This window comes from Marisediminitalea oceani (genome assembly GCF_003731635.1).
GTDB lineage: Bacteria > Pseudomonadota > Gammaproteobacteria > Enterobacterales > Alteromonadaceae > Alteromonas > Alteromonas oceani.
The window spans coordinates 89,852-100,229 of record NZ_RCUA01000038.1; the positions used below are offsets into that span (position 1 = coordinate 89,852).

At 48.5% G+C, this 10,378-nt stretch carries 11 protein-coding genes; 5 read left to right on the forward strand and 6 right to left on the reverse strand.

All coding sequences use genetic code 11. The features are described from left to right. Positions 1 to 10: 10 nt before the first annotated feature. The 3 genes from D9T21_RS12710 to D9T21_RS12720 all read right to left on the reverse strand — a co-directional run bounded on the left by D9T21_RS12710 (position 11) and on the right by D9T21_RS12720 (position 4,210). Positions 11 to 1,918, reverse strand: coding sequence for a methyl-accepting chemotaxis protein (locus D9T21_RS12710; protein ID WP_105934549.1), 1,908 nt, complete (start codon positions 1,916 to 1,918; stop codon positions 11 to 13). A 253-nt stretch (positions 1,919 to 2,171) separates the two neighbouring features. Further along, positions 2,172 to 3,005: an S-formylglutathione hydrolase gene (gene fghA, locus D9T21_RS12715; RefSeq protein WP_105934550.1), complete on the reverse strand. Its 834-nt coding sequence runs from the start codon at positions 3,003 to 3,005 to the stop codon at positions 2,172 to 2,174. A gap of 77 nt (positions 3,006 to 3,082) precedes the next feature. Continuing rightward, a complete protein-coding gene (locus tag D9T21_RS12720; RefSeq protein WP_105934551.1) occupies positions 3,083 to 4,210 on the reverse strand; it encodes an S-(hydroxymethyl)glutathione dehydrogenase/class III alcohol dehydrogenase in 1,128 nt (375 codons plus the stop codon). Between the two features lie 127 nt (positions 4,211 to 4,337). On the opposite strand from D9T21_RS12720, the gene D9T21_RS12725 reads away from it, so the two are divergent. The 4 genes from D9T21_RS12725 to D9T21_RS12740 all read left to right on the forward strand — a co-directional run bounded on the left by D9T21_RS12725 (position 4,338) and on the right by D9T21_RS12740 (position 7,314). After that, entirely contained in the window at positions 4,338 to 5,213 is an 876-nt protein-coding gene (locus D9T21_RS12725; RefSeq protein ID WP_123325361.1) for a LysR family transcriptional regulator, read from the forward strand. A 219-nt stretch (positions 5,214 to 5,432) separates the two neighbouring features. Continuing rightward, positions 5,433 to 6,254: a tetratricopeptide repeat protein gene (locus tag D9T21_RS12730; protein WP_123325362.1), complete on the forward strand. Its 822-nt coding sequence runs from the start codon at positions 5,433 to 5,435 to the stop codon at positions 6,252 to 6,254. A 92-nt stretch (positions 6,255 to 6,346) separates the two neighbouring features. Further along, positions 6,347 to 6,703: an outer membrane protein assembly factor BamB family protein gene (locus tag D9T21_RS12735; RefSeq protein ID WP_123325363.1), complete on the forward strand. Its 357-nt coding sequence runs from the start codon at positions 6,347 to 6,349 to the stop codon at positions 6,701 to 6,703. Positions 6,704 to 6,822: 119 nt separating this feature from the next. After that, a complete protein-coding gene (locus D9T21_RS12740; protein WP_123325364.1) occupies positions 6,823 to 7,314 on the forward strand; it encodes a hypothetical protein in 492 nt (163 codons plus the stop codon). Here D9T21_RS12740 and D9T21_RS12745 read toward each other — a convergent pair. Continuing rightward, positions 7,311 to 7,811, reverse strand: coding sequence for a tetratricopeptide repeat protein (locus D9T21_RS12745; protein WP_123325365.1), 501 nt, complete (start codon positions 7,809 to 7,811; stop codon positions 7,311 to 7,313). The two genes, D9T21_RS12740 and D9T21_RS12745, sit on opposite strands and share 4 nt — an antisense overlap. Before the next feature lie 212 nt (positions 7,812 to 8,023). Between D9T21_RS12745 and D9T21_RS12750 the strand changes: the two genes are divergently transcribed. Continuing rightward, positions 8,024 to 8,755 carry a Rossmann-fold NAD(P)-binding domain-containing protein gene (locus D9T21_RS12750; RefSeq protein WP_123325366.1) on the forward strand — a complete coding sequence of 244 codons (732 nt, stop codon included), beginning with the start codon at positions 8,024 to 8,026 and terminating at the stop codon, positions 8,753 to 8,755. Here the strand turns inward: D9T21_RS12750 and D9T21_RS12755 are convergent. Both D9T21_RS12755 and D9T21_RS12760 read right to left on the reverse strand, forming a co-directional pair. After that, positions 8,752 to 9,033, reverse strand: coding sequence for a hypothetical protein (locus D9T21_RS12755; protein ID WP_105934558.1), 282 nt, complete (start codon positions 9,031 to 9,033; stop codon positions 8,752 to 8,754). The genes D9T21_RS12750 and D9T21_RS12755 overlap by 4 nt on opposite strands. 22 nt (positions 9,034 to 9,055) lie before the next feature. Continuing rightward, positions 9,056 to 10,132 carry a CDP-glycerol glycerophosphotransferase family protein gene (locus tag D9T21_RS12760; RefSeq protein ID WP_241155707.1) on the reverse strand — a complete coding sequence of 359 codons (1,077 nt, stop codon included), beginning with the start codon at positions 10,130 to 10,132 and terminating at the stop codon, positions 9,056 to 9,058. Positions 10,133 to 10,378: the final 246 nt, after the last annotated feature.

Below are 10,378 nucleotides of genomic sequence, written 5' to 3' on the forward strand. Positions count from 1 at the left end.
GGTTTTTCTATTACAGCGTAAAGCGGTTAACCTGTTCATTAAGCTCAGCGGCCAGCGAATCCAGTTGATCACTCACGGCAACCATTTGTCTGGCCGCATGCAGATTATCATCGCTATTGGTACTGATTTGCTGAATGTTCTGGTTGATATCTTCAATCACCTGAGTCTGCTCTTCAGTGGCCGTGGCAACCTGCATATTTACATCATTAATATGCTGGATTCCGGAAGCAATGGAGGTAAGCAGACTTTCCAGATTTTGTGCTGCACTCACTACTTCTTCGGTTTGTTCGCGGCTGTCACGCATTTTCACCAGCGCCTGGTCGGAGTCGTGTTTAAATTTATCAATTTTGCTTTGGATTTCATCGGTAGACTGTGCCGCGCGTGATGCCAGGCTGCGTACTTCATCGGCTACCACCGAGAAGCCGCGGCCATGATCGCCGGCTCTGGCCGCTTCGATGGCGGCGTTCAGTGCCAGTAAATTGGTTTGTTCTGAGATGCCCCGGATTGTATCGAGAATGCCAATAATATCGGCAGTATGGGAATCCAGAGACTCTATAACGGCGGTCACTTCAGATACCTGCCTGGCTAACTGATTAATATTGGCGACTGCCCGGGCAGTGGTATCCAGCCCGTTAGTTGAAGTTGAGGAACACTCCTGTGCATCGGCTGCAGCAGCTTGTGCTGACGAAGCAATATCATTAACCGTATGGCTCATCTGGGTTAGCGCCGTAGCTACCTGAATAGTGCGGTCGCGCTGCTCTTCGCTATTGGTCTGTGTGGTTTTGGACTGGCTGGCCACCTCAAAAGCAGACTGGCGCAGATTGGCACTGGTATCGGTTACCCGTGAGATAATGTCATGCAAACTGGCGATGAAGCGGTTAAAACCATCAACCAGCTGGCGGGTTTCACGCTGTTCTGGCAGGGGAATTCGCTTGGTCAGATCACCGTGGCCGTCACCCAGCTGTTTAAACACGGCGGCGAGATTTTCAATTGGCTTACTGATGGTTCCGGCCAGCCATACGCCTAGCAGTGCAAAACCACCGGCAATCACCAACGACCAGAAAATCATACTCAGGCTGGCATTGTCCATTTGCGAATACAGCTCATTTTCGGGCACCTGAGCGATAACGTACCAGCCGGCACTTTTCACATAAGTGCTGGCATACAGCATTTCTTCCCCTCGGGCGAGGTTAAAAGTCTGCTGTTGTAGTAGTTGGTTAGCAGTTTGCCCGGACGTGACATCGCGTAAGTGCGACTTACCTAACAGGTCGGTATTGGAATGGGCGATGATTGTGCCTTCACCGTCGGTCATGTAAATAAAGCCGCTCTCGGCGATTTTTACGCTGTTTAGTACGTCAACCAGTTCATCAACCGATTTGGCTACTCCCGACATGCCACGGCCATTAGTTTGCTGGTAGTTAGCAAATAAACGATAGCCCTGGCCGGGTTCGTTGTACAAGCTTAACGAGGTTTCCTGACCACTGTCTTTATAAGCGAAGAACCAGCCATCGTACTGATCGTTTTTAAGTTCTCGTAAAAAGCCTTCCTGATTCCAGTATTTGTGGGTGTTGCGGTCGACAAATGAGGTTACCGTGAGATCGTTAAAGCGGGCAATCTCACCAAGATAATTTACCAGCCGGTTTTCGCCCTGCTTATCGGCACCGGCCGCAGACCAGGCAATAATATCCGGATTATTGGCAATGCTGAAAGCGACTGATTTCATCAGAGTCACTTCTTTATCTACCCGGTTGGCTACCTGTTTTACCATATTGGGTAACTGCGCCGTTTCCATATTGGTTTCCATCATATCGCGGGCAATAAACTGTTGAACCGTACCTACCAGCAGGGTAGAGGCGAGTACCGCAATGATGAGAATAGAGATGAGCTTTTGTTTAATACTAAGTGAGCTAAAGCGCATAGTAAGTACCTGGAAACCATATAATTGTTATTGAGCGTGAACGCGCCTGGCGGCCTTAAAGGGCACACCTCATACTGCGCGGGGCCTTTGGCGTAGTAATAAATGTATTAGGTTGTGGGTTGTCGTACAAGTTGGAATTGGAGCGCTAACAAAATTACCGGGTTTTGTTATCTTTATGTTTACAGTTGGCACTGTCGAGCGGGGACAAAAAAGGCCACGTGATTGTAGCCTTTTACTGTTCATGCAGACTAATTTAGAAGTGACCGGCGTGAAAACGCAGATGATCGTCAATAAACGAGGCTATAAAGTAGTAGCTGTGGTCGTAGCCTTCATGCTGACGCAGGGTCAGCGGATACTGATTGGCTTCAGCGGCATGTTGCAGCGCCTCGGGTTTTAGCTGCTCAGCCAGGAAGTTATCGTCCAGGCCCTGATCGACCAGCATTGGCGTATGCGCTTTGCTGGCATTGATCAGACACACGGTATCGTGGGCTTCCCAGGCTGATTTATCGTCGCCCAGATAAGCGGTAAATGCTTTCTGGCCCCAGGGGCAGTTAACCGGATTAGTAATTGGGCTGAAGGCCGACGCCGAAGCAAACATACCCGGGTTTTTCAGCGCGATACTCAGTGCACCGTGACCGCCCATGGAATGACCGGCAATGGCACGTTTATCTGAAACCGGGAAGTTCTCTTCGATGATCGCAGGCAGCTCTTTTACCACATAATCGTACATGTGATAGTGGGTTGTCCAGGGCGATTGGGTGGCGTTGACATAAAAGCCTGCCCCTTTACCCAGATCGTAGTTGTCATCGTCGGCAACGTCGTCACCTCGTGGCGAGGTGTCTGGTGCCACAATGGCTACGCCCAGCTCAGCTGCCACGCGTTGCGCGCCAGCTTTTTGCATAAAGTTTTCGTCGCTACAGGTGAGGCCCGATAACCAGTAAACCACTGGTACCTTGGTACCGTTGCTGCACTGCGGTGGCAAATAAATAGCAAAACGCATGGTGCAGCGATTCACTTCAGAGCGGTGGGTATACTGCTTGTGCCAGCCACCGAAGCTTTTATTACAACTGATATTTTCTATTGTCATGATATCTTCCGATGTGCAATGAAAAAACTACCCCGCCACCCTAATGTGGGTCATGTTACTGGTGGCGGGAGTAGTGATTAAGCGTTGTAATGAATTACGCTACGGATACTCTTGCCTTCGTGCATTAAGTCAAAAGCTTCGTTAATGTCTTCCAGGCCCATGGTATGGGTAATGAAATCATTCAGGGCAAACTTGCCTGCCAGGTAGTCCTCAACAATGCCCGGCAGTTCTGAGCGGCCTTTTACGCCACCAAAGGCAGTACCGCGCCATACACGACCGGTAACTAACTGGAATGGACGGGTAGAGATTTCCTGACCAGCACCAGCTACCCCGATGATGACTGACTCACCCCAGCCTTTATGGCAGCACTCAAGCGCTGAACGCATAACGTTAACGTTACCGATACACTCAAACGAGTAATCCACGCCACCGTCGGTCATTTCTACGATCACTTCCTGAATTGGCTTGTCGTAGTCTTTCGGGTTGATGCAGTCAGTTGCGCCCAGCTTTTTAGCCAACTCAAACTTAGACTCATTCAGATCGATACCAATAATGTGACCGGCTTTGGCCATTGTGGCACCAATGATGGCTGACAGGCCGATACCGCCCAGACCGAAAATCGCTACCGTATCGCCTTCCTGAACTTTTGCAGTTTTAGTGACTGCGCCCATACCGGTTGTAACACCACAGCCCAGTAAGCACACTTCTTCCAGTGGCGCCGTAGGGTTTACTTTAGCCAGTGAAATTTCTGGCAGTACGGTGTACTCCGAAAAAGTAGAACAACCCATGTAATGGAAAATTTCTTTACCGTTACAGGTAAAGCGGGTGGTGCCATCAGGCATCAGACCTTTACCCTGGGTTTCGCGAACCGCACTACACAGGTTAGTTTTACCAGACAGGCAGAACTTACACTTGCCGCATTCTGCGGTGTACAGTGGAATAACGTGATCGCCCACTTTTAAAGAAGTAACGCCTTCACCTACTGATTCAACAATACCACCACCTTCGTGGCCCAGAATTGCCGGGAATACGCCTTCAGGATCGTCACCTGACAGGGTAAACGCATCAGTATGACAAACACCTGTGGCAACAATTTTTATGCGCACTTCACCCGCTTTAGGTGGCGCAACTTGCACTTCTTCAATGCTTAATGGTTTGCCGGCTTCCCAGGCGACCGCTGCTTTACAGGTAATGACATCTGCCATATTTCAAGATCCTCTTGGTTTTCTTAAGTTGATTTATTTCAATACATTTATTGTAGACCTGATAGAATTAGTAACAATAGCTGATTTATGTAAATAACCTTTACTATATGGTAATAATCGGAGTGTTATGGCGAACTGGGAAGGTATTAACGAATTTGTCGCCGTGGTTGAGGCGCAAAATTTTACCCTGGCGGCAAAGCGGCTGGGGCTCTCTACCGCGCAGGTTTCGCGTCAGGTGGCAAAACTGGAGAACCGCTTAAGTACCAAGTTGCTTAACCGTACCACCCGTGTGGTGGCCGTCACAGACTCCGGCGAGACCTTTTATCGCCATTGCAAACCTATTCTGGAAGAGCTCACCGCGGCCGAGAAAGTGGTTACCGATCTGCAGGCAAAACCTACCGGTAAGTTAAAAATGACCGCGCCGGTGACCTACGGCGAGCGAATTATTGCTCCCATTGTGAATGACATCTCAGCGGCACACCCGGACTTAGAGATCCAGTTAAACCTCACCAACCAACTGGTGGATTTAATCCATGATGGATACGATCTGGCCATTCGCCTGGGTGAGCTGGAAGACTCTTCCTATATCGCCCGGCGACTCTCCAGTCGTGCCTGGCACCTGGCGGCTTCTCCGGCTTACCTGGAAAAGCGTGGTACACCACACTCGTTGTCTGAATTGCCCAATCATCAGTGTATTCTGGGTACCTCAGATAACTGGAAGTTCAGCCGCAATGGCAAGCAGGAAAATGTCAGGGTAAAGCCGCGTTTGCGATGTAACAGCGGTGTAGCGCTAATTGATGCGGCGCTTAAAGATCTCGGTATTATTCAGTTACCCGATTACTATATCCGGCCATACCTGGCCTCCGGAGAGCTCATCGAGTTACTGCCAAACCAGCAAATTGCCCATGAGGGAATATGGGCGGTTTATCCGCCTACCCGCCATTTATCACCTAAAATTCGCATGGTAATTGATAGTCTGGTGGCCGGTATACAAAAACTGTAATGATAATAATTATTATTTGCAATTGGTTGGTGGAGAGGTTACATTAACTGCGTACGTAGTTTTAATAGTGTGTCTCTTAACTCTATTAGAATCCTTTTAGCAGGCCCTCATCCACTGGCCTGCTTTTTTTTTGTCTGCGAAAAAAGGCCTAAAGTAGGAGATCATCCCGGCTAAAATTGACTTAGGCTTAGTTCATGAGTGTTGTTGAGCAGGTGAACTATGCGAGCAGTTATTTTGGTGATTGGGTTACTATGGCTGATTAGCTTAAATCAGGCCAGGGCTAACGTGGAATTGTCAGACGATTTCCTCAATGCACAACCCAGGGTACAGCTCTACATGGCCTATGCTGAATACAAGATGGCCAATTATCCACTGGCACATGCCATGTGGCAGAAAATAGATGGCGCAGGTAAGGCCGAAGCACTGTTTAATTTAGGGATCCTGTATGAGCAGGGCAAAGGCGTTGAACAAAGCCTGGTTGCTGCCCGCGATTATTATTTGCAGGCCGCCGAAGCAGGCAGCCGCGCCGGCGCTTATCAGGTAGGTTTGATGGCGCTGGAACACCCGCAAATGGTAGCGGCAGAGACCGCCAGACACTGGTTAATGGTTGCTGCTTTAGATGGTGATGAGGATGCCGGCCGGCTGCTAAAAACGCTCACTAGTGATGAGCCGGACAGTAATGATCCCATGCTCAGCGTTAAGCGCTTACTTATGCGCGGTGACAGCGAGCAGGCCATTACGCAACTGATAAAGCTCAGTGAACAATCGCCCGCCAATTATGCTGCCATGACCGAACTCGCCTGGCTGTATGAAACTGGCCTCGCCGTGCCGCGTGATCTCAATAAAGCTGCCGAGCTTTTCTCGGTAGCTGCTGAAGCAGGCAATGCCCGGGCTCAGTATGCACTTTCGGTGATGTATTCAACCGGTGCAGGCAAGCCGGTGGATGCGGAGTTAAGTTTGCAGTGGTTGCAAAAGTCCGCCGCGCAAAACTACAAACCGGCAGTAGAGCAATTGGCAGCAACTTCAGAAGAAGACAGCTAACTCAATATTTGTTAGTAAGTATGTCTGACTGATCCTGACTGCGTTATTTAGTGGTAGGCTGGTTAGCATCTGTAGCGAGTATGGTATTAACGATGGAAAAGCTCTTTCTCGGTATCAAAGGTCAGTTGGTTTGCCTCGATAAGGCTTCGGGCAACAAGCTTTGGGCCACCAAACTGAAATCCACCTCTGGTGTCACTAACCTGTTATTTGAAGATGACAAAGTGTTTGCCTATTCAGGTGGGCATTTATTCTGCGTTGCCGCCAAAGATGGCAAGGTGTTGTGGGAAAATAAGCTGGATGGTCTGGGCTACGGCCCGTGCATTATTGCCAGCGAAAACCAGAATGCCTCGTTAATTGCCGATCAGCTTCAGGCTCAGCAGTCCTCTGCGGCCACAGCCGGAGTAATTGCGGCTACAGCGGGTTCGGCGTCAGCCAATGGATCGGATTAGCCTGTTCCGAAAAAGCCCCGCTGAAAAAGTACCGCAATGGTGATTAATTTTACCCTTTCTTGACCATAGGATAGGTAGAGTCTGCGACCTTAATAACCAGGAACACGTTAAGGAATCGCATGCTCAAAAGCAAAGTAAACCGGCTTACATCCTCTCTGATTGCTGGCCTGGTGCTGGCATTACCTGGCGCCAATGTCACCGCAGACACTTTTAGTGCCGGCGGTGGCTGGCCATTCATTCTGGCGCCTACAATTACCCTCAAACAGGGCAATAATATAGAGTATTACGCTAATTATAAGCTTGGTCTGGACGACGGTTTTACAGCTGGCGTGCAGTGGGCCGAAGGGCATCATGTGTGGGGCGGTTTTGTTGGTGCTGTGGGTGCACGTAAAACCGATTTACCCTGCGGTTCAGATCCCGCCAATTGCCCTGCTTTTAATATTGTCATCACCGACAGAAAAACTACCCAGGGGCTAGGCTTGTCTTATGAGTACCGTTTCTTTGGTGTCAAAGAAGGCTGGGCGTTAAGGCTGGAAGCCGGGTATGGCAAGGCATCCGGTACCGATGCAAAACGCATGGATGGCAATTTACAGGTTGTATATCACTTTTAGGAGGACGGAAGACGGTTGAGGTAATCGGTTGCCTCCTGGACTCCGGCTTGGCTGGCTTTGGTAAGCCAGGCTTCGCCTGCTGCACGGTCGGCAGGGGTACCCTTACCTTCTATTAGTGCAACTCCATAATGATATTGAGCCAATGAGGAATAGCCCGCTTCATCATTAGTCATGGCACCGCGCTTAAGCAGGGCCGTGGCCTTTTTCTCATCTCTGGGAACGCCAACACCGGTATCATATATTTGCGCCAGCCAGATCATGGAATACACACTGTTAAAGCGTTCAATGCAATCCTCAAAAATCGCAATGGCCGCATCGTGATCGCCCACCTTTTCTGCGGCATAACCATACAAACATTTAATCGGTTTAGTGCTGGCTACAAAGGATTCATAACTTAACTCACTGGTGCTCTCGCTGCCTTCTGCGTGCTGTGAAAAAACCGGGCGAATAGCGAATAACAGACTAATTGCTGCAATGACTAAAGAAATGTTTTTCATGGTGACTCCCGGCGCTTAGTTAGCTTTACTTTAAATGACTGGTGGAGGGATGAAAATGGTGCTTTAGGAGGGCTTAATCTGTTGTGAATGGCTAAGGTTTATTGTCCGTTATTAATTTAAAATTATGATTGTTATAGGTATTTTGTTTAATTTTAAGGGGCGCAGTGGTATAAACCCAGTACTTGATTTTAGTGCTGTATACAGGGATTGTTGTGAAAATTAGTCTTATAAGCATTACTTTGCTGGCCATCTGCGCCTATTTTCTTTTAAGTCAGTCTGAGTCACCTGACCTGGCGTCAACTAAAAATACACCAATCGAAACAGCGCAAACTTCAACCGTCGTTGAGCCGGTATCCGCTGCGCCACGCGCAGAGGGTGAGCCCGCTCCTCTGCCTGCTGCTGAATCCCAGCCAGAAGTTACAGTAGATTCGTTATCCGACCTTGAGTTATTCCTTGATGGTGAATACGCAGGGGGCATCTTATATGAAGGTGAGCTGTACGACTATCTGATGGGATTGTGGGATCAGGCATCGCCGGAAATGACCGAGAATAACTATCAGCTGGCTTTTAGCGAAATAGAAAGCAATGGGAATACTGGCTACCTGATTCACGTTAGTCCCGAGTACACTGAAACGGATCAGCAAAATTTTGAGTACTCCGCTAAACATACAGATATTGAGAGGTTAGTGTCCTCAACAGAATTTGGCCAGCGCTCAATGGATAAAGAGAGAGAATTAAGGCGCCTCGTGAGTGAATACGAGCCTGACGATATTACCATTGTTAACATGGGATGCATGGAGAAAAGGTGTTCGGTTTATATAGATGCCAAATCAGACAAAGCATTTAGTGATTTTGCTGACTACGCAAGTGAACACATGGGGGCAGCTATCACAAGTATGCATGGCAAAAAGCTAAATGAAGGTTTACTCTGGCTAAGATTTTAGCGCTGACTAAAACTGCCAGTATCCCAGGCGTTTGCGCATTGTAGACCGGGTACAAATGCCGGTACAATATTGCCGGGCACAAACACCGCATCAGGCTTATAGTCAACCACCTCAGCAATGCTCTTAAGGCGGTTTTCCCCTTCCTTGAACAAACTGATATTCACCTCGTTACCTTCAATAAACCAGGCGCACTGGTCACCACGCTGATGCGCTTCTTGCTGTAACGGGCGAAGGATTTCGAACGAGTAATTCTGCGAAATATAAAATAAGTAGCGCACTGATGACGATCTTTTAGGTTAGTTAACTGTTGGCCAGAATGTAGTCTTTGATACGTTCGCTACACTGCCCGTCGGTGGCACCCACCATGTCCTGGGTAATTTGCAAACGCTGGGGTTCAAGCTTTTCCGGATTATTCAACGCGCTTTCAATGGCTGCGGGTACCTGCTTAGGCAACGTGGCACGCGTGCAAAGATCGTGGAACATCTGTAGGTCGGGGTCAAGACGTTTCTCTAAGCGAAACTTTAAAATGCCCCGATAGCTCCAGCGGGTCTGATAGAAATCACACCATACAACCGGCTTATTCAGAGCGGCATACTCAAAAATGGCCGAGGAGGCATCTGATAACATTACATCGGATATTTGCATAAACGGTATCAGGTTATAGTCTTCCACACCCGCAATATGCACATTTTCATGGGTTGCCCATTTTTTAAATAGCGCGCGTTGCCCTTCGTAGCGTTCTTTGGTCAGGCTGAAATAATGTGGCTTGATAAGTACATTATAGTCGGCCAGCAGTTGCGGCAGCGACTCATCGAATTTTTCGATACTTGATGGATAAAAAGTGGGAGCGTAAAGCACCGTGGGTTTATCTGGCGACAGGCCTAATTCACGCAAGCAAATAGAAGCTGGGGTGCCATCGAATAAAGGATCGAGCTTAGCGTAGCCGGTGTCCACAAAGCCGGATTCCGGAAACTTCTCCTGCAACCGCTGTAATCGTTGCTGACCTTCCACAAAGCGCACATCAAACGGGAATTCGGATGCCGTGTAGTAAATGGCTTTAGGGCCAATGCCATGTAAAACCAGCGCCAGGCGCGCCTGAATCTTCGCTTTCTCGCTCTTGCAAAATTGCGGAGGATTACCGAAGAAAATCCAGTCGGCTTTATTTTGCTGGTAAAAAAGGTGAGCGTTTTTGGGCGAGTCCAGGAAATGATAAGCCATTCCCGCTTTGTCGAGCTCGCTTCTCTTGAGCTCGTCAAAACCTTCTTCGGGATACAGAACGAAGATACATTCGACACCCGCGTTAGTTAATTTTTCGGCTACCGGCAGGTATTGAGGCAGGTAATACAGATGTTGTGTATCGAAATAAACGCGAACCAACGAATGACTCCCCAGAAGCATGACTTATTTATAATTATTGCGACAAATGAGTGAAAATTTAAGATATTTGTCATTATTCATTCATCATAACGACAATTCGCTGTAATGGCTACTTTGCTAAGGAAATGCCACTTTTGCTGTGTATTGAGACGGTGGATGAGTAGTAAGACTGTTTTGAGGTCCCGGATAAGCCCTTCGGACTTTCCGGGACGACGGGAATTTGAACCTGTCATCCCGGAAGTTTCG

Bases quoted from the DNA above. Each gene is read 5' to 3' on its own strand.
- D9T21_RS12710 (WP_105934549.1), bottom strand. From the start codon at position 1,918: ATGCGCTTTAGCTCACTTAGTATTAAACAAAAGCTCATCTCTATTCTC.
- fghA (WP_105934550.1), bottom strand. From the start codon at position 3,005: ATGACAATAGAAAATATCAGTTGTAATAAAAGCTTCGGTGGCTGGCAC.
- D9T21_RS12720 (WP_105934551.1), bottom strand. From the start codon at position 4,210: ATGGCAGATGTCATTACCTGTAAAGCAGCGGTCGCCTGGGAAGCCGGC.
- D9T21_RS12725 (WP_123325361.1), top strand. From the start codon at position 4,338: ATGGCGAACTGGGAAGGTATTAACGAATTTGTCGCCGTGGTTGAGGCG.
- D9T21_RS12730 (WP_123325362.1), top strand. From the start codon at position 5,433: ATGCGAGCAGTTATTTTGGTGATTGGGTTACTATGGCTGATTAGCTTA.
- D9T21_RS12735 (WP_123325363.1), top strand. From the start codon at position 6,347: ATGGAAAAGCTCTTTCTCGGTATCAAAGGTCAGTTGGTTTGCCTCGAT.
- D9T21_RS12740 (WP_123325364.1), top strand. From the start codon at position 6,823: ATGCTCAAAAGCAAAGTAAACCGGCTTACATCCTCTCTGATTGCTGGC.
- D9T21_RS12745 (WP_123325365.1), bottom strand. From the start codon at position 7,811: ATGAAAAACATTTCTTTAGTCATTGCAGCAATTAGTCTGTTATTCGCT.